A 22591-nucleotide genomic window follows, 5' to 3' on the forward strand; every position below is an offset into this window, starting at 1 on the left:
TCCTCAGGCGGCCTGGTGCTCGGGCTGGGCTTCGCCTTCGATCGCGATCAGTTCGCGCGCGGCGGCAAGCGCCTTGTAATAGTCGCTCTGGGCGATGTCGTGGGCGAAGCGGATGCAGATCTCGCGCGTCTGCTGCGCGGTCGATCCGGCGAGCACGGCGCCCAGCAACTGGACCACTGCCTCATGATGGCCCTCGCGGCCGGCGGGGTCGATATAGGCGAGCATCGCGGCGAAATAGAGCTGGCGGGCAGGCGTGGTCGCCTCTTCGGGGCGCATGACCTCGCGGCCGCGCAGGATGGCTACCTTGTTTTCCACGGCGATCTGGGTGCGGCCGACAGCGCGCAGCACCGCGCCGTTGACGATCGCCTTTTCGCCGTCGCGAAGCGTGATGCGGAGCATGGGACGTGCCTTTCACAGAAGCAGGAGCTTGCTCGCATTATAGGAGTAATTTGCCGGGCAGCGCGCGATCACCCGGCAAATTTTGCCGCCTCGCACTTTTCGTTAGGAAATTCCGCACCCGCTTTTGGGTCGGTCGTGCCGCAATCCTACAATGGAGGCGTGGCCTGCGTTCTGTCCGCGGGCATTCCTAGGAGTGTAAGCTTTGGGCCTCTATTCCGCTCTCTATGCAGGCGTCTCCGGGCTAAGCGCCCAGTCCAGCGCCATGGCCACGGTCGCCGACAACATCACCAATATCAACACGGTCGCCTACAAGGGTGTCGAAGCCCAGTTCCGCACGCTCGTGACCGACGGGCGCGCGACGAGCGACTATTCGGCGGGCGGCGTTGCCGCGACGCCGGTCTCCGGCGTGTCGAAGCAGGGCCTGCTCCAGGCATCGGGCAGCAGCACCGACCTCGCCATCGACGGGCAGGGCTTCTTCATCACCCGCACCGGCCTCACCGCCTCGGACCCCGTCGCCTATACCCGCGCCGGCTCGTTCAAGCCGGACGAGGAAGGCTATATGCGCAATTCGTCCGGCCTGTACCTGTATGGCTGGCACCTGGACGCGACCGGCAATTACACCAATACGGGCAGCCTTTCGGCGCTGCAGCCGGTGCGGCTGAGCGATCTGGTCGGCACGGCCGCGCCGACCACCAAGATTTCGGCGCGCATCAACCTGCAGTCGGATGCGGCGACCTATACCGGCACCTATACGGCCGGGAACATGGCGTCGGGTGCGGTGACGCCGACCTTCTCGCGCTCGTTCACCGTCTATGACTCGCAGGGCGGCAGCCACCAGCTCAACATGGCGTTCCTGAAGACCGGGGCGAACAGCTGGAAGGTCGAGAACTATGTGTCTCCGGCCAGCGACGTTACCGCCACCGGCGGCGTCGTCAGCAGCGGCACCGTGCTGTTCAACGGCGACGGCAGCCTGAACAAGGCTGGCTCGACCGCTGCATTGTTCAGCCCGCTGAGCATCGGCTACACCAACGGCGCCACTTCGGTGCCGATCACGATGAATCTGGGCGACGATGGCGGCATCAACGGCCTGACGGCTTTCGGCCAGCCTTCTTCGCTGATTTCGGGTGGTTCGGACGGCGGCATCCTCGGCAATATCGCGTCGGTCGAAGTGTCAAAGGAAGGCGTGGTCAGCGCCATCTTCGACGATGGTTCGACGCGCAAGGTGTTCCAGCTTCCGATTGCGACCTTCCCCAATCCGAACGGGCTTACCCGCGCATCGGGCAATGCCTATTCGGCGAATCGCCAGTCGGGTTCGATGACGATGAACGCGCCGGGCCAGCTCGGGGCGGGCTCGCTCTCCGCGAACACGCTGGAGGCCTCGACCGTCGATCTGGCGGGCGAGTTCACCAACATGATCCGCTTCCAGCGCGCCTACAGCGCGTCGTCCAAGATCATCACGACGGTGGACGACATGCTGCGCGAAGTCAGCGATCTGAAGCGCTGACGACTGACGCCGGGGGACCACTGCAATGGCGCTGAGCGACATATTGGGAAGCGCGGCTTCCGGCCTGGCAGCAGCCCAGGCCGGACTCCGTGCCGTATCCAACAACATCGCCAATGTCGGGGTCACCGGCTATGCGCGCGAGCGGGTGCCGGTTGCCACCTCGGTGGTGTCGGGCCAGATCAGCGGCGTAACCGTGGGCGAGCCGGAGCGGGTTGCAGACCGCTTCCTGGAAGCGACCGTCTATCGCCGTGCCGGCGACTATGGCCGTGCCGATGTCAATTCCAGCTATCTGGACCGGTTACAGGCGCTGCTCGGCCAGCCGGGCGCATCGTCGGGCCTGCCGGCGCGGCTGGACGCAATCAGCGCATCCGCGGTGGCGATGACCGGATCGCAACAATCTGCACAGACGGTCGCGGTGTTCACCGCCAATGTGCAGGATGCACTGTCGTCGATGCAGCAGACGACGCGCGACGTCGACGGCCTGCGCGCCGATGTCGAATCCGAAGTCGGCTATTCGATCGACCGGATCAACACGCTGCTCCAGCAGATCAATAATCTGAACGGCACCATGGCGCAGGCCAAGGGGCTGGGCCGCAGCGCGGGCGGCGCCGCCGACCAGCGCATGAACGCGATCGAGGAACTGAGCGGCCTGATCTCCGTCAACGTGCGCGACCAGGCGGATGGGCGCGTGACGATCGAAACCGCCTCGGGCGCGATGCTGCTCGACAACCGATTGCGCCAGCTCGATTATCCCAACAACAACACCGGCACGTCGCAGCTCAGCTATCCCGACATCAGCATCCGTTTCGCCAATAGCGACGGGTCGGTGGGGGCTGCGACCGGCGAGAAGATCGATTCCTCGGCGGTCGGCGGCAAGCTGGGCGGGCTGCTCGACTTGCGCGATCGCTCGCTGCCCGCCTTTTCCGAACAGATGGGCGTGCTGTTCAGCGGCCTTTCGGAGGCGCTGAATTCGGTTTCCAATGCCGGCACCACGGTGCCGCCGCCGCAGACGCTGACCGGGCGCCAATCGGGACTGGTGGGGACGGACCGGCTGGGCTTCACCGGGGCCGCGACCTTTGCCGTCACCAAGGCGGACGGCACGCTGGTCGCCAGCACCAATGTCGATTTCGACGCGCTCGGCCCTGCCGCGACCGTCAACGACATGGTGAGCGCAATCAACACAGGGCTGGGCGGAGCGGGCACGGCCAGTTTCACCAACGGCGTGCTCAGCATCAGCGCTGCCGCCAGCGGCAACGGCGTAGCCGTGGCGCAGACGCCGGGCGATGCCAGCAGCCGCGCCGGGGTGGGCGTGGCGCAATATTTCGGGCTCAACGATCTGGTGCGCAGCGACAGCAGCACACTGGTGCCGAGCGGCTTCGTCGCCAGCGACAAGCATGGCTTCACCACCGGTCAGTCGGCGCAGATCGTGCTGCGCGATGCCTCTGGCCTGGCGCTGACCAGCTATACGCTGCAGCCGACGAGCGGCGGCACGATGGGCGATCTGGTGACCCAGTTGCAGGGCAGCCCGCTCGGCAATTTCGGCACCTTCTCGCTCGACAATCGCGGGCGGATGCGGTTCGATCCGGCCACGTCGGTGTCCGGGGCGGTGCTGTCGGTACCTTCGGATTCAACCGATCGCTATGGCAGCGGGCGCAGCTTCAGCGCGCTGATGGGGCTGAGCGGCCTCAACAGCGGCCTCGCCAGTGCGACGGTTCGCACCGACATCATCGCCGATCCCACCATACTGCCGCTGGCGCAGCTCAACACCAGCGCTGCGGTCAACACCAAGGCGCTGGGTGCGGGCGATACGCGCGGGGCCACTGCCTTTGTCGACAAGCTGGCGGGCACGCTGGATCTGGGCAAGGACGGCGTCGTCTCGGTCGGGCGATTTTCCTCCAAATTGCTGGGCAGCGCGGGCCTTCAGGCCAGTCAGGCAAAGAGCAGCCTCGACGACGCCAATGCCCGCAAGGCCGATGCGGTGAACCGCCGCGACAGTTATTCGGGCGTCAATATCGACGAGGAGCTGTCGCAGATGGTGGTGCTGCAGAACAGCTATTCGGCAGCGGCGCGGGTGATGAGCACCGCCAGCCAGATGTACGACACGCTCATCCAGATGGTTCGGTAAGGGAACAGCACCATGTCTCGCGTCGCCACGATTCCGCTTCAGCGCACTATGGCCGATGCCATCCAGACCGCGCAGGAGAAGCTCGCCGTCAGCCAGACGCGGCTGTCCACCGGCAAGAAGGCCGCCGATTTCGCCTCGCTGGGCACAGAAACGGTGCGTAACCTTTCGGCGCACAGCCTGCTGGCGCAGCAACAGGCGCAGTCGACCGTGGCCAAGCGCGTTAGCACCACCATGTCGCTGTATCAGGGCCATATTCAGGGCATCCAGACCTCGGTGGAGGATCTGCGGCAGCAGATCATGACCGCGATCGGCACCGGCCAGTCGGCGGGCTTGCAGGAAGCCGTGGAAAGCTCGTTCCAGCAGATGCGCGCCTCGCTCAACGCCACCGAGGGCGGCACGCCGCTGTTCGGCGGATCGCAGACCACCCAGTCGCCCTTCTCGGTCGCGACGCTGGCCGATGCCGCCACCGTCCCCGCCAGCGCCGCTTTCCACGACGACAATGTACTTGCCAGCGCGCGCGTGTCGGATGGGGTGGATGTTACCTATGGCGTCAACGCCAGTTCGATCGGCCAGGGGCTTTATCAGGCGTTCCAGACGCTCGCCCAGGCCGGCAGCATCGGCGCGACCCTGACCGACGCGCAAAAGGCATCGTTGCAGCAGGCCGTTAGCCAGATCGACACCGGGCTGGGCAGCCTGCGTGCCGTCAACGCCGACAACGGTCGCAAGCAGAACCAGGTCGACGATCTGTCGAGCCGGGGCGAGGATCGCGCGATCCTGCTTCAGGGCGTGATCCAGAATAACGAGGATGCCGATCTGGGGCAGGTCGCCGTCGATCTTGCCCAGCAAAAAACCGTGCTCGAGGCGAGCTATTCGGTCTTCTCGCAGCTCTCCAGCCTCAGCCTCGTCAAATATCTCTAAGCGCAACGGCCCGCTCGATCACGGCGAGCAGCATCGCGGCGGTGATACGGCCGGCATTCTGGTTGTAGCGCGAGCAGTGATAGCTATCGATCAGCCACTGCCCCTTGGGCAGGCGATGTTCGGCGCCGTGGGCGAAGCGCAGCTTGGGCAGCTTGCCGCCCATCGCCTTCACCGCCGACTGGTGCGCAATCTCGCCCAGCGCCACCACCACCGGCGCGCGCAGCTCGGCCTCCAGAAACGGACGGCAGGCATGGATTTCCGCGGGGGCGGGCCGGTTTTCCGGCGGCAGGCACCGCACCGCATTCAGAATCAGCACGCCGCGCGGCTCGCCGGCTTCGGCCAAACCCAGTTCCGTCAGCACCTGAAACAACAGGTCGCCTGATCCATCGCCGGTAAAGGCGCGGCCGGTGCGGTTGGCGCCGGTGCGCCCCGGTGCGAGCCCGACAATGGCAATTGGCGCGTTCGTATCGCCGAGCGACGGCACCGGCGCGTTCCACCATTCGGGCTGCTCCTCCCGCAATGCCGTGCGCAGCGCCACCAGACGGGGACAGAGCGGGCAATCGCGATCGGGCAGGGGGCTTGGCGCAGACATGGTGCCGCGATAGGCCCCGCGCTGTGGCCAGTTCAAGCTATGCAATCGCCCTGGGTTCGAATCGTCGCGGTCGCCACGGCGCGCCCGAGCGTGAACTCGCCGCCGCGCTCGCCAATATCGGCGGGGTCATCGCCTGTTCGCCGATCCTCCGCACCGCCCCCATCGGCCCTTCGCGCCGGCGGTTTGCCAATGCAGTAGCGCTGGTGGCGAGCGACGACGCGCCGGATGTGCTGCTCCGCCGGCTCAAGGCCATCGAGCGCAGCTTTGGCCGCCGCCGCGGCCAGCCCTGGAGCGCGCGCGTGATCGATCTCGACATCATCCTGTGGTCAGGCGGCTGCTGGAGCAGCCCGGGCCTGACCGTGCCGCATACGCGCTTCCGCGAGCGCCGTTTCGTACTGGCACCGCTGGCGGCGGTGGCGCCCGACTGGCGCGACCCTGTGAGCGGTCGGCGGATCGCCCAGTTGTTGCACGCAGTTGACCGCGCCCGCCCACTTCCCTAGGTGGCGCGGCGTGGGTCCGTAGCTCAGTCGGTAGAGCAAGCGACTTTTAATCGAGAGGTCCCGGGTTCGAATCCCGGCGGACCCACCACCGAGCAGCCCGAAATACGCTGCTTTCCCGCCCGAACTGTGCCTCTCGATTGCCTGGCTTTCATGTCTGCCGACCTTATCCGGGGCTGGCCACAGCTTGGCGGCTACGGCGCCAAGCGGCGGCGTGCCTCATTCGCGTTCATTATTTCCGGCGATTTCAAGAAGATGGTCGGGGAGAGAGGATTCGAACCTCCGGCCCCTGCCTCCCGAAGACAGTGCTCTACCAGGCTGAGCTACTCCCCGACGGAGTCCGGTCCAACATGCTTTCGGGAGCAGACCGGCTTGAGCTTGGAGGCGCGCCTATAAGGGTGGGTTCGGGGGGCGTCAAGCGCCCTGTGCAGCCTTGCATGGCATTTTGTGCGCGCTGCCGGAACGCGGCCGCTCGACCCGCCGGTAAGGGGAATGCTAGGTGGGCCGGGTGAGCCCGCTCGAAACCGTCGCGACCCTGCTGGGATTGATCAACGTCACGCTCGTCGTGCGCCGCAGCCTGTGGAACTACCCCTTCGCGCTGGCGATGGTGTCGCTCTACGCCTGGATCTTCTTTTCGCAGAAGCTGTACAGCGACGCGCTGCTCCAGCCCTTCTATTTCGCGGTCAATTGCTATGGCTGGTGGAACTGGGGCCGGACCAAGGCGGCCGTGGGCGAGGTGGCAGTGGAGCGGCTGGGCAAACGTGCGCGGCTTGGCTGGCTGGCGGCATGTCTGGTGGCGGCGCTGGCCTGGGGCGCGCTGATGCACCGCTTTACCGATGCGGCGGCGCCCTGGTGGGACGGCAGCATCGCCGTGATGAGCGTTGCCGCGCAACTATTGCAGTCGCGTCGTTTCGTCGAATGCTGGTGGTTGTGGATCGCCGTGGACCTTGCCGCGATTCCGCTTTTCCTCATCAAGGGTTTGTGGCTTACTTCGGGCCTCTATTGCATTTTCCTGCTGCTTTCGGTTTGGGGGTTGATCGACTGGATGCGAGCACGGACATGAGCCCCCGAACGATCTGCCTGCACGGCCCGGAAAGCACGGGGAAGACGACGCTGGCGGCGCGGCTGGCGGCGCATTTCGGCGGCGAGGTGCTCGACGAATATGGCCGCGAATATGCCGAGGCGCGCGGCATTGCCTTTACGATGCGCGACCTGATTGAAATCGCCAAGACGCATGATGCCGGCACGCGGATGATGCTGGCGGCGGGGGCCGATCCGCTGATCCTCGATACCGACCCGCTGATGACGGCGGTGTGGGCCGAAATGCTGTTCGGCGAGCGCGATCCCTGGTTCGACCGCTGGGACGGGCTGGCGGATTTCTACCTGTTGTTCGATGTCGATCTGCCCTGGGTGGCGGATGGCACGCGGATGTTCGGCACGGCCGAGCAGCGCCAGCGCTTTTTCGACCTGTCGCGCGCCGAATTGGACCGCCGCGGCGTGCGCTGGGCGCTGGTGCAGGGCGAGGGCGATGCGCGGTTCGCACAGGCCGTAGCGGCAATCGAGGCGGCGCGCGTCGAGCTTGCCTGAAAGGCGCTCAGCCGCGCATCTGTTGCCCAAATACAACGTCTTGGCCGCCTCCTGTTGCAATGCGGCAAGCCGCTGCAATTTTGTCACAACATGTTCACAATCGGGGCCTAACGCGCGGCCGACGGCACGGGGTTAACAAACATCAAGCAATTGCGATTGCTGGACTTTCCAGCGGTCGGTTGCGTCGTGCCGTGCACATATAAACACGAATGTCCAATCGGGGAAAATTCATGCTCGACTTCGCGCGCGACAAGCGCAGCCTGATGATCGGCGCCGCCCTTGGCGCGCTCTTCGCCTCCACCACTGCCTTTGCCCAGACCCAGCCGGCGCAGCCCGCCGCGACTGCCGATGAAGGCCTGCAGGAAGTGGTCGTGACGGCCGAGCGCCGTCCGGAAAACCAGCAGAACGTGCCGCTGTCGGTCGCCGTGCTGCCGGCTGCGCAGGCGCGCGACTATACCGCTGGCGGCGACGACACGCTGCTCGCGCTGTCGGGCAAGGTGCCCGGCCTCTATGTCGAATCCTCGACCGGCCGCATCTTCCCGCGCTTCTACATTCGCGGCCTGGGCAACGTCGACTTCTACCTCGGCGCGTCGCAGCCGGTGTCGATCATCCATGACGACATCGTGCTCGAGCATGTCGTGCTCAAGTCGAACCCGGTGTTCGACGTGAACCAGATCGAGGTGCTGCGCGGTCCGCAGGGCTCGCTGTTCGGCCGCAACACCACGGCCGGCATCATCAAGTTCGACACGATCCGCCCGACCCAGGACTATGAAGGTCGCGCCACCGCCAGCTATGGCAGCTATAACAGCGTGAACCTCGATGCCGGCGTCGGCGGTCCGATCATCAAGGACAAGCTGGCCTTCCGCATCTCCGGCCTGTGGCAGCACCGCGACGATTATATCGACAACACCTATTCGGGGCCGAGCTTCGACGGCACCGTGGCGCCGAAGAAGAAGGCAGCCGGCGGCTTCAACGAGCGCGACGTGCGCGTGCAGCTGCTCGCGACGCCGGCCGACAACCTGTCGATCCTCGCCTCCACCCATGCGCGCTGGTACGACGGCACTGCCACCGTGTTCCGTCGCGGCGCGCTGAACCTGGGCTCGAACCAGATCACCGGCGTGCAGTTCACCAGCGCGCGCTGGGACGAAGGCGCGAACAATCCGCAGAGCTACAACACCGCCGGCGGATCGGTGCATGTGAACTGGGAGCTGGGCGGCGTCACGCTCACCTCGATCACCGGCTATGAGACGCTGTCGGGCTTTAGCCGCGGCGATACCGATGGCGGCGCGGCCGCCGATTTCGGCAATGCCGGCTATGGCGAATCGATGGGCCGCGTGCGCGGGCTCGACCAGTGGTCGCAGGAAGTGCGCGCTGCCAGCAATGGCGAAGGCCCGCTGAAGTGGCAGGTCGGTGCGCTCTATTTCGACTCGCGCGACATCACCGATTTCTACCAGCGCCGCTATTTCATGACGGCGACGGACACGACGCCCAAGCTGAACAACAGCAATGCCAACAACCCCAACAACTGGGTGCGGCTGCACAATCTCAACATCAGCTGGGCGGTGTTCGGCCAGGTCAGCTATGCGGTCACGCCGAAGCTGACGCTGACCGCCGGCGGCCGCGTGACTCAGGATACCAAGACCACCGATCTGCTGAAGACCGCAGACGGCGTGGCCGGCAACGTCACCTATCCGGGCCGCCGCCACGTCCGCCTGTCGGATACGCAGCCGAGCTGGGATCTGAGCGCACGCTATGAAGTGAACCCGGACGTGAGCGTCTATGCCCGCGTCGCCAAGGGCTTCCGTGGCCCGACCATTCAGGGCCGCTCGGCGGTGTTCAACTCGGACTTCACCACCGCCAATTCGGAAACGATCCTGTCGTGGGAAGCGGGTGTGAAGACTCAGCTCGCCAACACGCTGCGCTTCAACCTGACCGGTTTCTACTACACGCTCGACAACATCCAGCTGAATGGCAACGACGCCAACGGCAACGGCGTGCTGCTCAACGCCAACAAGGCCAAGGCTTACGGCGTGGAAGCCGATATCGACTGGCATCCGGTGCGCAACCTGTCGATCCAGGCGGGTGCGAGCTGGCTGCACAGCGAGATCGACGACAAGAATGTCGAAGTGCAGACCTGCTCCTTCGCCGGTCAGCTTACCTGCACCGTGCTGAACCCGTATCGCCAGATCACGCTGTTCGGTGCCCCGGCCTTCCTTGCGAAGATCGACGGCAACCCGCTGCCGAACGCGCCCGAGTACAACCTGAACGTCAATGCGCGCTATGACATCCCGATGGACATTGGCGGCAAGCTGTTCATCCAGACCGACTGGAACGTGCAGGGCTACACCAACTTCGTGCTGTACAAGACGAAGGAGTTCACCGCGAACGGCAACTTCGAAGGCGGCCTGAAGATCGGCTACACGGCGCCCAGCAACAACTGGGAAATCGCGGCCTTCGTCCGCAACATCACCGGCGAGAAGAACCTGAAGGGCGTGATCGAGAATTATCGCGCCGCCGTTCTCAACGAGCCGCGGGTGTTCGGTGTGTCGCTGAGCGGCAAGTTCCGCTGATAGCGGCTGAAACGATGACGATGAAGGGCCCGGTGGAGCGATCCGCCGGGCCTTTTTCTATGAAGAAAATGTGACAATCGTCGACGAGAATTCGATCTGATGTTGTTGCGATGCAATCGATCCGCCTATTCCTTCCATGATGGGTTCTGTAATATTGTTCAGGTGAATAAAGGTCGATTCGGCCTTAAAGGGGGGATTGATGAATCATTTTCCGTTGGCGCTTGTCGCAGCATCTTTCGCTTTGGCTGCAAATACCGCGAATGCGCAGTCCGGAAAGCCGATTGTGGCGATTTATCAGATGGATGACGTGGCCCGTACCGGCCAGTCGGATACTTTCTCGCGGATGCTGGAAACCGCGATCACCAATACCAGCAAGTTCCGCGTGATTGAGCGTGAGCGGCTTGGCAAGCTTGAGACCGAACAGGCGCGTGCCAAGGGGCGTCAGGTGACAACCGACAAGCCGGGCCGGGTCGGCGGCTTCGAAGGCGTCGATTATCTGATCTATGGCTCGATCACGACGCTTTCGATGACAAAGAAGAGCGACTTCGGCTCGACGTTTCTCGCCAACATGACTTCGCATGGCGGCAACGCATCGTGCGCCAATGTGATCGTTACGCTCGGCATCGACATCAAGATCACCAATGCCGATACCGGCGAAGTCAAATATGTCACGCGCGTCGATGAAAAACAGAAGGGTGCTGCGGTTTGCGACGGCAGCGCACCGATCGACAGCGCGGCGCTGTTCCGGTCGGCGGCCGACAGGGTCGCCACCGGGCTGGTGACGACAATCTATCCGATCCAGATCGCAGCCGTGCAGGGAGACGGTACGGTCGTGCTGAACTATGGCGAGGGGTCGGTTGTGCCCGGCACCGTCATGACGGTCTTCTCGAAGGGGCAGTCGATTATCGATCCGGCGACGGGCGAAAAGATCGGCAATGATGAAACGCAACTCGGCTTCGTGCAGGTGACGGCGGTTACCGGCCGTATCTCGAAGGCAGTCGCCATTACCCCCTTTGCGAGCCCGCCGCCAATCGGTTCGATCGTGCGTCCCTCGACGCCGGCGGAGCTGGATACGCTCAAGCGGCGGGGCAAACGATGATCGCGCGTACCATTTGCGCAGGCGGCTCGCTGGTCGCTTTCGCAGGTGTGGCGCTGATCGTCGCGGCGGGATCCGGAAAAGCCGCGCGTCCGGTACCGGCGCGCGCACCGGCTCTCGGGCCCAGCCTGGTGGTTGGCACCATCACCAGCGTGAAGCAGTGCCGCTATTTTGAGGAATCGGCCGGGCGCTCTGCAACGCTCGCAACCCCCTATGTCGCGGCCAGTGCTTCATCCTGGGCGACATGGTGGGTCAAGGACTGTGTAGACAACTTCGCCTCGATGCGAACCAGCCTGCAGGCGGCGCTGTCTGCCGGCGGGATGAGCGTGCGAACCGGCAACGGCCGCTATATCGTCTCCGGCAGTATTTCCGACGTAAGCGGCGGCGGCGGTCCCGCGCCGACTGCGCCGGACGGCAGTTCCGCGAACGCCACAAATCACATGATGGTCAATATGGACGTCACCGTGCGGGACGGTGCCGGGCGCATCATTTTCGGCGCATTGCTGACCAAAGCGATTGAGACGGGCTATGACGTCCGCACGGAAGGATTTCGCGCGACGGGCAGCATGGACGGGCAGGCCCTGTACACGTTGCTGCAGCACGAAGTTGCATTCGCCGTTGCGCGTCTCGTCTGTTTTCATTTCACGCCGCTGCAAGTGACCGGGGGGCATGGCAAACAAATCACCCTCAACTATGGCGCGCCGTTGCTGAAGCTTGGCACAATCGTGCAGGTGCAGGCTCAGGGTGGTGATGTGCTGCGATTCAGCGTTACTTCCGCTATGGAGGGAACGGCGACGGCAAAGCTGGATGGCGACGGCGACGTGTTGCAGATCGGCCCGGGCAGCGTTGCTGCGGTGATCGAGGCGGATGATCCCGCCGCCAATGGCCGCCGCCTGCATGGCGCGGACCTGCCTTGAATTCAGGCGAATTCTGCAGGGGCGTTGAGGCCCGGCCTCACCCCTGCTAACGCCGCCCGATCATGGCCACTGACATCACCAAGATCCGCAATTTCTCGATCATCGCGCATATCGACCATGGCAAGTCAACACTCGCCGACCGGCTGATCCAGCGCACCGGCGGTCTCGCCGAGCGCGAGATGTCTGAGCAGGTGCTCGACAACATGGATATCGAGAAGGAGCGCGGCATCACCATCAAGGCGCAGACCGTGCGCCTGGAATGGAAGGGCCATGTCCTGAACCTGATGGACACGCCCGGCCACGTCGACTTCGCCTATGAAGTGAGCCGCAGCCTCGCCGCCTGCGAGGGCGCGTTGCTGGTGGTCGACGCCGCGCAGGGCGTCGAAGCGCAGACGCTGGCGAACGTGTATCAGTCGATCGAGCACGACCATGAGATCATCCCGGTCATCAACAAGATCGACCTGCCTTCGGCTGAACCGGAGAAGGTGAAGACCGAGATCGAGGACGTGATCGGCCTCGACGCCTCGAACGCGGTGCTCGCAAGCGCTAAGACCGGCATCGGCATCGACGAGATCCTCGACGCGATCGTCGAGCGCATTCCCGCGCCCAAGGGCGATCCGGATGCGCCGCTGAAGGCGATGCTGGTCGACAGCTGGTACGACCCGTATCTGGGCGTCGTCATCCTTGTTCGCGTGATCGACGGGACGATCAAGAAGGGGCAGCAGGTCAAGTTCATGCAGACCGGCACGACCCATCTGGTCGACCGTGTCGGCGCATTCCGCCCGAAGATCGAGCAACTGCCCGACCTCGGCCCCGGCGAGATCGGCTTCATCACCGCGCAGATCAAGGAAGTCGCGCAGGCCCGCGTCGGCGACACGCTGACCGACGCCAAAAAGCCCGCCGCCGAGCCGCTGCCGGGCTTCAAGGAAGTCCAGCCGGTGGTGTTCTGCGGCCTGTTCCCGGTCGATGCCGCGGACTTCGAAAAGCTGCGCGAAAGCATTTCGAAGCTGCGCCTGAACGACGCCTCGTTCAGCTTCGAGATGGAAACCTCGGCCGCGCTCGGCTTCGGCTTCCGTTGCGGCTTCCTGGGCCTGTTGCACCTGGAGATCATCCAGGAGCGGCTGATGCGCGAGTACGACCTCGACCTCATCACCACTGCGCCCAGCGTGGTGTACAAGATGCGCCTCACCAAGGCGGCCGGCGAGACCGAGGGCAAGGAGATCGAGCTCCACAACCCCGCCGACATGCCCGATCCCAACCGCATCGACGAGATCGAGGAGCCGTGGATTCAGGCGGTGATCTATGTGCCCGACGAATATCTGGGGCCGATCCTGAAGCTCTGCCAGGACCGCCGCGGCATCCAGAAGAATCTGACTTACGTCGGCGGCCGTGCCCAGGTGACGTACGAACTGCCGCTCAACGAAGTGGTGTTCGACTTTTACGATCGGTTGAAGTCGATCAGCCGCGGCTATGCCAGCTTCGATTATGAGCAGATCGGCCACCGCGCCGGCGACCTCGTCAAGATGAGCATCCTCGTCAACAACGAGCCGGTCGATGCGCTGAGCATGATCGTCCACCGCTCGACCGCCGAGAGCCGCGGCCGCGGAATGTGCGAGCGGCTGAAAGACCTGATCCCGCGCCACCTGTTCAAGATCCCGATCCAGGCGGCGATCGGCGGCAAGGTGATCGCCCGCGAGACGATCGCCGCGCTGCGCAAGGACGTGACCGCCAAATGCTATGGCGGCGACGCCACCCGCAAGCGAAAGCTTCTGGAAAAGCAGAAGGAAGGCAAGAAGCGGATGCGCGAATATGGCAGCGTGCAGATCCCGCAGGAGGCGTTCATCGCCGCGCTGCGGATGGGCGAGGAATAACCCGCGCCCGTGCCAAAAAGAACTCCCGGCCGCGGCGGACCGCGACCGGGGGAGGGGTCTCCGAGGGACGGAAGATCAGAAGTTGACGCGGGCCGAGGCTGCGACCGTGCGACCCTGCACCGAACGCGCCCAGCCGATGCCGGTGGTCGGCATCGTGCTCTGGCTGATGTCCAGAAAGCCCTTGGCGTTGAACAGGTTGGTTCCGGTCACTGCGAGGTCGATCGCCTTGGTCGGGTGCAGGATCACAAAGCCGCCTACCGTGGTGAAGCCAGGCATCTTTAGCTGGTTCACGTCCTGCGAATAGCTGCTGGTGATCGTCACCACACTGGCGCCGACAGTGGCGAGGCGGGTATCGATCTGCGGGCTGGCCTGCAGCGTCCAGGCGGGCTGGTGGCGCGGCTGCTTGCCGGTCTGGGTCGGGTCGAAGAAGTCGAGCGTGATCTTGGCCTTGGTGTAGGTCGCACCTGCCGCCAGGCTGAACGGGCCGCGTTTCACGCCGCCTTCGAGTTCCAGGCCATAGGTCCGGTATTTGCGGTTGGTCCAGGTCACCGAGCCGTTGAGCAGATTATGGTCATCGGCATAGGCGAGGAACGCCGTGGCGTTGAAGGTGACGCCGTTCTGCCGATATTTCAGACCGCCTTCGAGCTGCTTGACGGCATCATAGGCCTGGCGCGGCTCGATGATGTTCCCGGTCGCGGTGATCGCGTTGGTGAACAGGATCTTGTCGGCATTGACACGGCCACCCCGGCTGTAGCGGGCGAACAGGGCCAGCGGCTCGGCGACGCGATAGTTGATGCCGGCCGAATAGCTCAGATACTTGTAGTCGTAGTTCACCGGCGCCGGCTGGCTGAGCGGCAGGATCGAGGTGCGCGTTTCGGGTGCGCTGATCTTGCCGTCGCCGTTCATGTCGACGCTGCCGGTGCCAACCCGGCCGCCGCCCAGGTCGGAGCCGATCATCACACCGCGCGCATGGCCGGTGTCATAGCGGAGGCTGCCGCCGATCGCGATTTTGCCGATATGGTAGTTGACCGAGCCATAGGGGGCGAAGAAGCTGTAATCGATGTCGAACGAGCGACGCAGGCGCGGCCCGTTGCGGCCATAGGCATAGACGCCGTCCTGCGTCTGGGCGACGCCGCTGGCCGAGGTGAGGTTGACCAGCGCCGCCTGACCGCCGCCGACCACGTCGGTAACCATCGACACCTGCATCGCATCGGCTGCCACCGTCTGGCTGGCGACATACAGGCCGCCGGTAACCGTCAGATCGCCGCCGCCGACGCGCCATACGCGCGTGCCGCGGAAATCATTCGCAAAGTGATCGCCGCTGCGCAGATTGTAGCTGTTGACGTAGAAGTTGGAGAGCAGTCCGTTGCCATTGGCGTTGGCGGGCACCGGCTTGCCGGCATTGGGACCGTTGGCATAGGTCGCCGTAGCCCCGGCACCAGCGAGCGACGCTGCAACCGTCGCGATCGGCGCGACCGTGCTGGGGAAGCCGCGCAGGAACTGGCCCGAAGCAGTCGAGTAGCGCAGCTTGTCGCTCAGCGTCCAGCCGCCCAGATCGAACTGCGCTTCCAGCCCGATCGACTTGTTTTCGGCGTGCTGGCCGTCCTTCACCGAATATTGGGTGACGCGGTTGGTACTGTCGAGGCCCAGCATCGTGCTGATATTGGGCGACAGCATCGTGTCTTTCAAAATGTCGAACCCGACGATATTACTGAGCACCGGCGCATCATTGGTACCGGTCAGCGTCACCGGATAGGTGGCATAGCTGGGCGCGCGGTCGTCGAGCATCTTCGCGTTCAGCCGGACATAGCCATTGGCGAATTGCTTGGTGATGTTCAGCTTTACCTGGCCGCCCCGGAAGGACGTCATGCCGGTGGTGCGGGGGCCTTCGCCGGTGCGGTAGAAGCCGCCGACATGGAAGCGCAGCGTGTCGCTGACCGGGGTGCCATAGTCGAAATCGACGCGCTTCAGGTCGTAATCGAGCCCGGTCGTCGCCTGGATCGAACCGCCTGCGACCTCGCCGGTCTTGGAGATCAGGTTGATCAGGCCACCCGGCGAATTGGACGCGAAGGTGGAGGCGGAGCCGCCGCGGATCGTCTCGATCTGCGCCAGGTTGAGGTCGGCGCGGAAGAAGCTGTCGCCGGCGATGTTGAAGATGTCGTTGAACTCGACGACCGGCAGGCCATCCTCTTCGAGCAGGACATATTTCGAGCCGCCCGAACCGATCGGCAGGCCGCGCACGGTGTAGTTATTGTTCCCCTCGCTGATGCCGCTTTCGACGCGGATGCCCGCCATGGTGCGCAGGATGTCGGCCAGACCGACCGGACCCAGCTTCTGGGCATCGCTGCCCTTCAGCGAACTGGTTGACGTGGCGCTGTCCAGCCGGTCGCGACCCTTGGCCACACCGGTAGAGAAGACTTCTTTCTCGGCCGCCGGTTTGGTGTTGTTCTGCTTGTCTGGCCCGCCAGGCGCCGTGCTTGATGCGTTCTGGGCATGCGCCGGTGTCACAAGGGCACTGGAAGTCAGCAATAGAAGTGAAATGAAAGGATAGCGCACGATTCCACCTGTTCAAACCAAATCGGATCCCTCTTCGTGACTTATAGGAGGGTAACTTTGGTTGGCAGATCGATACGCGGCGAGACTGACCTAAGGATTTATCCTGTATTTGGGTATACTGCGCGCCCCCGTTTGTACCTGAGAGGCAGGTGTGGAATTGAGCGGCCAGCCTGCCGGGATTCTCCGCAGTAGCGTTACCGGTCCTCAATGATGCTTCAGCGTCGGCAGGGCGCGGCGCTCGGCGAACCGGAAAAATCACTCACCAACCTTACGCCGCCAGCTTTCTGGCTAGCCTCGAGCGCTTAAGAAATTTGGCAACAATTTGTAACGCATCGCGCCCATTTTGAGCGGTTCTTCCATAATGGTTGCGATTAACACAATGCGATAACGCATTAATTTTCTTGACGAGAATGGTTGCTAAATTACTAACTAATCTAAGGTGTCGGTAGGGCCGCGCCGGAAAATGGGGGACAGCGATGACCATCCGGACAAGGATCAAGCATCTGGCCGCAACGGGTGCGGCGGTTCTGGCGCTTGGCGGGGCTGCGGCACCGGCGCACGCACAGCTCAAGATCAACCTGATCGACAATGGCGGGGTGAAGGGAAGTGCGGCGGAGAAGGGCTTCGAAATTGCCGCTGCCTATTGGGAAAGCGTGATTACTACCAACGTCACGGTCAATCTGGGCGTGGGCTATAGCAAGCTGGGCCAGGACATAATCGGTTCGACCGGCAGCACCCGCTATGAAGTGGCGGCAGAGGATGTGATCGGCGCGCTGAAGGACGTCGGCACGTCATCGCTTGACGCGGCGATCGTGTTGCCGACGCTGTCCTCGAAAACCTATCAGGATCCGTTGTTCGGGGCGATCCACGGCATTTCGATGATCCGCAACGGACCGGCAAGCAACAGCGGCACCGGCATCGACCTGAATTCGGTGAAGTACGACACCAGCATCACGCGCGACAATGCGCGGCTGGTGGCGACCTCGGCCAATCTGAAGGCGCTGGGCTATGGCCTGTCGGGCAAGGATGCCAACATCACCTTCAGCTCGGCATTCAGCTTCGATTTCGATCCGACCAACGGCATTTCCGCCGGGAAGATGGACTTTATCGGCGTGGCCATCCACGAAATCGGCCATGCGCTGGGCTTCACCAGCGGTGTCGACCTGTACGATCAATATTCGGGCGTCGGCCCGGGTGCTTCGATCGGTAGCCAGGTGAACTGGGACAACCAGACGGCAGGGTCGGTGCTCGACCTGTTCCGCTACAGCACTGATCCGCGCAATGCGGTGCCGGGCAGCGGGCCGGCGCTCGACTGGAGCGTGGGCACGCCTTCCTATTTTTCGACCGATGGCGGCCTCACCCAGTTCAACGGCCGGTCGCAATTCTCGACCGGGGCCTATAATGGCGACGGGCGCCAGGCGTCGCACTTCAAGGACACTGCCTCGTCGGCCGGCGGCTGCAACGGCTATGCCCAGATCGGGGTGATGGACCCGACCTTCTGCTTTGGCGAGATGGGCGTGATCGCCGCGACCGACCTCGCCGCGTTCGATGCAATCGGCTGGAACCTGAACGTCGATGTGCTGGCGAACCGCGGCTACACCTTCAACACCGACCAAATCTATCGCTCGATCACCGGCGTGCCGGAGCCGATGAACTGGGCGATGCTGCTGATCGGTTTTGGCATGGCGGGTACTGCGATCCGCCGACGCAGCGGGCATCGGGTGCCTGCGGCAGTCTGACCGGCGGGCAGGGGGAGCGGCTGCCGTCCCAAAACGGGGCGGCGCCGCAGCCTTCGCCGACATGGTCTAAGCCAGTTTTACCCTTTGCTAAGCCGCAAGTGCGAGGTTCCGGCGCAAACATCCTGGCCGGGGGGCCGGGATGACCGGAGACTCGCATGCGCCGCCTGCCGCTTATCGCCCCGAACCCGCCACGCCTGAGCGCGATGAGCGACCAGCTTGCAGCGATCGAGGGGCGCGGCATCTATTCGAATGGCGGCCCGGTGGTGCGCGATTTCGAGGCCGCGGCGACCGCCACCCTGTTCGGCGGTGTCGGCGACAGCCTGGCGGTGAGCAACGCCACGCTGGGCCTGATGATCGCGATCCGCCACGCCGCAGGCCCGCGTGCGGGCACTGGCGCGCTGGCACTGGTGCCCAGCTTCACCTTCGCCGCGACGGCGCAGGCCGTGCAGTGGGCGGGGCTGACCCCGGTGCTGTGCGACAGCGACCCCGACGACTGGGCGATGAGCGAGGCGGCCGAAGCCGCTGCCTTTGGCCGCTATGGCGACCGGATCGCTGTTGTGGTGCCCTATGCCACCTTTGGCGCGGGAATCGATCTGGCGCGCTATCGCCGGTATCAGGCGTGCGGTGTGGGCGTGGTGGTCGATGCGGCGGCGTCGCTCGGCGCGCGTGACGCGCAGGGATTTTCATTTGGCGCGGGCGCGCCCTTCGCCGTTGTTTATTCGATGCACGCGACCAAGGTGTTCGCCACTGCCGAAGGCGGGCTGGTGCACAGTGGTGACGCTGAGCTGATCGACGCGCTGCGTCGGATGACCAATTTCGGCTTTGCCGGTGGCCGATCGGCCGAAGGGCCGGGACTCAACGCCAAGCTGCCCGAAGTGCTGGGGCTGCTCGCCGCCGCCAAGCTGGGCGAGATTGAGGGGCTGGCGGCGCACCGCGCCCGGCTGGATCGGGTCTATCGCGACCGGCTGGGCAGCTTTGCCGACAAGCACGGGTTCGAGTTTCAGCAACTGCGCGGCACGCGACCTGCGCTGCAGTTCCAGTCGCTGCTTCTGCCGCGCCCCTTTGCCGGCCATCGCCGCGCGATCATCGCCGCGCTGGCCGAACGCGGCATCGGCGCGGGGCATTATTTCAGCCCGCATCTGGCCGAACAGCCCTGGTTCCGTGGCCAGGCGATGATCGAGCCGCTGCCGGTGTGCGATGACATCGCCGCGCGCATCGTGTCGTTGCCGATCACCGACGCGATGACTGAGGCAGATGTCGAACATATCTGCGAGACGCTGATGGATGCATGCCGCTCGAGCGGGCTCGACGGCATTCATGTCGACCGGCGCGGTCGCAAGGTCCATTCGGCGCTGATCGTCGGTGGCGGGCCGGCCGGTACGGCGTTGCTGACGGCGGCGACCAAGGGCGACCATCTGGTGCCGTTGGCGCGGAGCGGGCTGGCCATCATCGAGCGCGATGCGGTGCTGGGCCGGGGTGAGATCGGCACCTATGCCATCACCTCCGACAGCACGGCCGAGACCTTCCTGACCGCGGTGAAAGACAATGTGCATGGCAATATTGCCGCGCTGACCGAGCATCATGCCGGGCGTGAAGTGGCGATGCATGTCGGCCGGCTTGGCGTGCCGCTCACCCGCACCACGCCGCTGCTGGAAGCGACCGGCGCGCGGCTCGGGGCGATCGTCGCCGAGGAAGGGGGCGCCGTCGTCACCCGGTCCGAAGTGGTCGAGGCGCGGCGCACCGCCGAGGGAGACTGGGCGGCGCGCGTCCGCAATCTCGTGACCGGCGATGAGCGCGTGATGCGCGCGGCCAACCTCGTGATCGCTACCGGCGGCTATCAGGCGCGCGAGCATGTGGCCGGTGAACAGGTGGCGGGTGCAACGCTGGGCGAGCTGGCCGGCGACCGGCTGATGCTGGGCGACGACTTCCTCCGCGTCGGCGGACTGGACCGGCTGCGTGCGCGCATTGCCGATACCCGGGCTCCGCGCATCGCGATCGTCGGCGGCTCGACCAGCGCGATGGCCGCTGCGGCGCTGATGCTGAAGGCCGCACCGGCGCTGCCGCTGGGGGCGGAGGGGCTGCGCCTCTATCATCGCCGACCGCTCCGGCCCTTTTATCGCTCGGCTGAGGAAGCCCATGCCGATGGCTTCACCGATTTCGGTCCCGAGGACATCTGCCCGGTCAGCGGCTTCGTCTATCGCCTTGCCGGCTTCCGGCTGGAGGCGCGCGAGCTGGTGCTGCGGATGCTGGGCGTGGGCGGCCGTGCACCCGATCCGCGCATGGGGCTGCGGCGGATGACGCTCGAAAATGCCGAGGAAATCGGCGCCGAACTGATGGCTGCCGATGTGGTGATCGGCGCGCTGGGCTATCGCCCGCGGGCGCTCCCGCTCTACGACGTGGAAGGCAATCGCATCGCCTTGATGGCCGATGCGCCGGGCCGGCCGCGGCTGGTCGACCAGCAATGCCGGGTGATCGACGCCGATGGGCGGCCGGTGCCGGGCGTCTATGGGATCGGCCTGGCCTCCGGCCACGTGCCCGACGGGCCGCTGGGCGGCGAGGCGAGCTTCAGCGGCAAGGCCAATGGCCTGTGGCTGTGGCAGAACGACATCGGCCAGATGATCGTCGATCAGCTGCTGGGCGATGCGGTGCGCCGCGCCGCATGAGCGCGGTGCCCACCGTATCGGTGGTGATGGCGGTCTATAACGGCGCAGCCTTGCTGCCAGAGACGATCGCCAGCCTGCAGGCCCAGACGCGGACCGACTGGGAGCTGATCGCCGTTGACGACTGTTCGCGCGACGACAGCGCGGCGGTGCTGCGCGGCTTTGGCGATCCGCGCATCCGGGTGATCGAGGCGAGCGAAAATGGCGGCCCGGTGCTGGCGCGCAACCGCGCCTTTGCCGAAGTGCGCGGCCGCTATGTCGCTGGCCTGGACCAGGACGATATCTGCCTGCCCGAACGCTTCGCGCGGCAAGTGGCGGTTCTCGATGCCGATGCGAAAACGGTGCTGGTCGCGACGGCCGCCGACCTGTTGACCGACAAGGGCGTGGAGTCCGGCCGCTGGCTGCGGCCGCTGACGCCGGGGCTGATCGACTGGCTGATTCTGGTGCAGAACCCGATCGTCTGGTCCTCGGTGATGTTCCGTGCCGATGCCGCGCGGCAGCTCGACCCGTTCGAGCGGCCGGAACTGCGCTATGTCGAAGATTTCGACCTCTATCACCGGCTGCGCGCCTTTGGCCGGCTGGCGCAGATCGACGAAGTGCTGCTGCGCTACCGCGTGCATGCCGGTGGTGCCTCGAACCAGTTCAACGCGACGATGCGCGCCCATGCCGAGGCGCTGCTGCGCGAACGCCATGCCGCACTGATGGGCGAGGATGCGCCCGATATTGCGCCGCTGATCGTGCGCCATCTGATGGCGCTGGAGCCGGTGCCCGATCGCGTGACGCTGGCCCGGCTGTTCGCCGGTATCGGCGTGCTCAGGGGGGCATTCGGAGAGGGACGGGATGCGGCGGACCTGGCGGCGGTGGACCGCCAGATCTCGCGCCTGTGGTGGCGCCTGTGCCGTACCGCCGTGCGATCGGGCCGGATGGCGCTGCTGGCGCTGCTGGCGGATCGCCCGACCGGTGTCGCGTTGAAGGACGGCGCGCCGCTGGACCTTGCGGCGAGCCAGCTTATCGGCGGGTTTCGGGCGTTGCTGCGGCGCTGAGCGCCGGCGTCCTGTCTACCGGCGTCAAGAAACCGAGAGGATGTGGACTTCGCCGTCGCGGCGCCAGCCATCGCGCGTGCGGATATAGCGCATCTCGAAGCTCGCACCGCAAAGGCCCGTGCACTCGGTCGTTACCTTGACCAGCGCGCCCTTGCCATCGGCATCGATGCTGGGAAGGGCGAAATAGAAGATATAAGCGGGCGTCGTCGGCACGCCCGGTTGCGGCATATGCTCGCTTGCGCGCTTGCGAGCATCCGCATCCGCCAAGGTGTAACCGGCGGGCAGCGCGCCGCGCAGCGCGGGGCAGGTGCGCAGCAGGCCAGGCGATGTGGCGCTTTCCCCGAGATGAAAGGTGGTCCCGTCCGCGCCCTTGGGCGTCAGCGCCGGCAGATCCCGCAACACCGCGCGGCCGATTTCGCAAATCGCGGCAGATGCGGGTGATGTGAGGGTGGCGAGCGCGGCAAGGGCGGTTGCAAGGGGCAAAGATACTCTCCTACCGGCAGGGGCTGTCAGGATA

General features: G+C 65.0%; 17 protein-coding genes and 2 tRNA genes. 14 read left to right on the forward strand and 5 right to left on the reverse strand.

Going from position 1 to position 22591, the window contains the following annotated elements; genetic code table 11:
- Positions 1-3 precede the first annotated feature (3 nt).
- Complete coding sequence (locus ACT53M_RS11000; RefSeq protein WP_476233358.1) at positions 4-399, reverse strand: flagellar biosynthesis repressor FlbT; 396 nt, start codon at positions 397-399, stop codon at positions 4-6.
- A 202-nt stretch (positions 400-601) separates the two neighbouring features.
- On the opposite strand from ACT53M_RS11000, the gene flgE reads away from it, so the two are divergent.
- From flgE to ACT53M_RS11015, 3 genes are read left to right on the forward strand one after another with little or no spacing between them, the layout of a single operon-like run.
- Complete coding sequence (flgE, locus tag ACT53M_RS11005; RefSeq protein WP_476233359.1) at positions 602-1903, forward strand: flagellar hook protein FlgE; 1302 nt, start codon at positions 602-604, stop codon at positions 1901-1903.
- Between the two features lie 25 nt (positions 1904-1928).
- Positions 1929-4028, forward strand: coding sequence for a FlgK family flagellar hook-associated protein (locus tag ACT53M_RS11010; protein WP_476233360.1), 2100 nt, complete (start codon positions 1929-1931; stop codon positions 4026-4028).
- Between the two features lie 12 nt (positions 4029-4040).
- On the forward strand, positions 4041-4946 hold the full coding sequence (locus ACT53M_RS11015; RefSeq protein WP_476233361.1) for a flagellin: 906 nt from the start codon (positions 4041-4043) through the stop codon (positions 4944-4946).
- Here ACT53M_RS11015 and ACT53M_RS11020 read toward each other — a convergent pair.
- Complete coding sequence (locus ACT53M_RS11020; protein WP_476233362.1) at positions 4933-5538, reverse strand: uracil-DNA glycosylase; 606 nt, start codon at positions 5536-5538, stop codon at positions 4933-4935. The genes ACT53M_RS11015 and ACT53M_RS11020 overlap by 14 nt on opposite strands.
- A 23-nt stretch (positions 5539-5561) precedes the next feature.
- On the opposite strand from ACT53M_RS11020, the gene folK reads away from it, so the two are divergent.
- The gene (gene folK, locus ACT53M_RS11025) at positions 5562-6038 is read left to right on the forward strand and encodes a 2-amino-4-hydroxy-6-hydroxymethyldihydropteridine diphosphokinase (RefSeq protein WP_476233363.1); all 477 of its coding nucleotides are present in this window, start codon (positions 5562-5564) and stop codon (positions 6036-6038) included.
- Between the two features lie 12 nt (positions 6039-6050).
- Positions 6051-6126, forward strand: a tRNA-Lys gene (locus ACT53M_RS11030).
- A 165-nt stretch (positions 6127-6291) separates the two neighbouring features.
- On the opposite strand, the gene ACT53M_RS11035 is transcribed toward ACT53M_RS11030, so the two are convergent.
- Positions 6292-6368: transfer RNA gene (locus ACT53M_RS11035), tRNA-Pro, on the reverse strand.
- A gap of 175 nt (positions 6369-6543) precedes the next feature.
- On the opposite strand from ACT53M_RS11035, the gene pnuC reads away from it, so the two are divergent.
- The 6 genes from pnuC to lepA all read left to right on the forward strand — a co-directional run bounded on the left by pnuC (position 6544) and on the right by lepA (position 14076).
- Complete coding sequence (gene pnuC, locus ACT53M_RS11040) at positions 6544-7098, forward strand: nicotinamide riboside transporter PnuC (protein WP_476233364.1); 555 nt, start codon at positions 6544-6546, stop codon at positions 7096-7098.
- Entirely contained in the window at positions 7095-7622 is a 528-nt protein-coding gene (locus tag ACT53M_RS11045) for an AAA family ATPase (RefSeq protein ID WP_476228852.1), read from the forward strand. Before pnuC ends, ACT53M_RS11045 begins: the two co-directional genes overlap by 4 nt.
- A 230-nt stretch (positions 7623-7852) precedes the next feature.
- A complete protein-coding gene (locus ACT53M_RS11050; protein WP_476233365.1) occupies positions 7853-10192 on the forward strand; it encodes a TonB-dependent receptor in 2340 nt (779 codons plus the stop codon).
- Positions 10193-10490: 298 nt separating this feature from the next.
- The gene (locus ACT53M_RS11055) at positions 10491-11291 is read left to right on the forward strand and encodes a CsgG/HfaB family protein (RefSeq protein ID WP_476233367.1); all 801 of its coding nucleotides are present in this window, start codon (positions 10491-10493) and stop codon (positions 11289-11291) included.
- Between the two features lie 47 nt (positions 11292-11338).
- Positions 11339-12205, forward strand: a complete 867-nt coding sequence (locus ACT53M_RS11060; RefSeq protein ID WP_476233368.1) for a hypothetical protein — start codon at positions 11339-11341, stop codon at positions 12203-12205.
- Positions 12206-12267: 62 nt separating this feature from the next.
- Positions 12268-14076 carry a translation elongation factor 4 gene (lepA, locus tag ACT53M_RS11065; RefSeq protein ID WP_476233370.1) on the forward strand — a complete coding sequence of 603 codons (1809 nt, stop codon included), beginning with the start codon at positions 12268-12270 and terminating at the stop codon, positions 14074-14076.
- Between the two features lie 75 nt (positions 14077-14151).
- Here lepA and ACT53M_RS11070 read toward each other — a convergent pair whose 3' ends face one another.
- Positions 14152-16584: a TonB-dependent receptor domain-containing protein gene (locus ACT53M_RS11070; RefSeq protein ID WP_476233372.1), complete on the reverse strand. Its 2433-nt coding sequence runs from the start codon at positions 16582-16584 to the stop codon at positions 14152-14154.
- Between the two features lie 524 nt (positions 16585-17108).
- Between ACT53M_RS11070 and ACT53M_RS11075 the strand changes: the two genes are divergently transcribed.
- From ACT53M_RS11075 to ACT53M_RS11085, 3 genes are all read left to right on the forward strand, one after another.
- A complete protein-coding gene (locus tag ACT53M_RS11075; protein ID WP_476233373.1) occupies positions 17109-18371 on the forward strand; it encodes an NF038122 family metalloprotease in 1263 nt (420 codons plus the stop codon).
- A gap of 155 nt (positions 18372-18526) precedes the next feature.
- The gene (locus ACT53M_RS11080) at positions 18527-21034 is read left to right on the forward strand and encodes a DegT/DnrJ/EryC1/StrS family aminotransferase (RefSeq protein WP_476233374.1); all 2508 of its coding nucleotides are present in this window, start codon (positions 18527-18529) and stop codon (positions 21032-21034) included.
- Entirely contained in the window at positions 21031-22074 is a 1044-nt protein-coding gene (locus ACT53M_RS11085; protein ID WP_476233376.1) for a glycosyltransferase family 2 protein, read from the forward strand. The genes ACT53M_RS11080 and ACT53M_RS11085 overlap by 4 nt, the downstream gene beginning before the upstream one ends.
- 24 nt (positions 22075-22098) lie before the next feature.
- Here ACT53M_RS11085 and ACT53M_RS11090 read toward each other — a convergent pair whose 3' ends face one another.
- Complete coding sequence (locus tag ACT53M_RS11090; RefSeq protein ID WP_476233378.1) at positions 22099-22557, reverse strand: hypothetical protein; 459 nt, start codon at positions 22555-22557, stop codon at positions 22099-22101.
- Positions 22558-22591 lie beyond the last annotated feature (34 nt).

The sequence above is a fragment of the Sphingomonas sp. DMC6 genome (assembly GCF_056314225.1).

Bases quoted from the DNA above. Each gene is read 5' to 3' on its own strand.
- ACT53M_RS11000 (WP_476233358.1), bottom strand. From the start codon at position 399: ATGCTCCGCATCACGCTTCGCGACGGCGAAAAGGCGATCGTCAACGGC.
- ACT53M_RS11010 (WP_476233360.1), top strand. From the start codon at position 1,929: ATGGCGCTGAGCGACATATTGGGAAGCGCGGCTTCCGGCCTGGCAGCA.
- ACT53M_RS11015 (WP_476233361.1), top strand. From the start codon at position 4,041: ATGTCTCGCGTCGCCACGATTCCGCTTCAGCGCACTATGGCCGATGCC.
- ACT53M_RS11020 (WP_476233362.1), bottom strand. From the start codon at position 5,538: ATGTCTGCGCCAAGCCCCCTGCCCGATCGCGATTGCCCGCTCTGTCCC.
- ACT53M_RS11045 (WP_476228852.1), top strand. From the start codon at position 7,095: ATGAGCCCCCGAACGATCTGCCTGCACGGCCCGGAAAGCACGGGGAAG.
- ACT53M_RS11050 (WP_476233365.1), top strand. From the start codon at position 7,853: ATGCTCGACTTCGCGCGCGACAAGCGCAGCCTGATGATCGGCGCCGCC.
- ACT53M_RS11055 (WP_476233367.1), top strand. From the start codon at position 10,491: ATGGATGACGTGGCCCGTACCGGCCAGTCGGATACTTTCTCGCGGATG.
- lepA (WP_476233370.1), top strand. From the start codon at position 12,268: ATGGCCACTGACATCACCAAGATCCGCAATTTCTCGATCATCGCGCAT.
- ACT53M_RS11075 (WP_476233373.1), top strand. From the start codon at position 17,109: ATGACCATCCGGACAAGGATCAAGCATCTGGCCGCAACGGGTGCGGCG.
- ACT53M_RS11080 (WP_476233374.1), top strand. From the start codon at position 18,527: ATGCGCCGCCTGCCGCTTATCGCCCCGAACCCGCCACGCCTGAGCGCG.
- ACT53M_RS11085 (WP_476233376.1), top strand. From the start codon at position 21,031: ATGAGCGCGGTGCCCACCGTATCGGTGGTGATGGCGGTCTATAACGGC.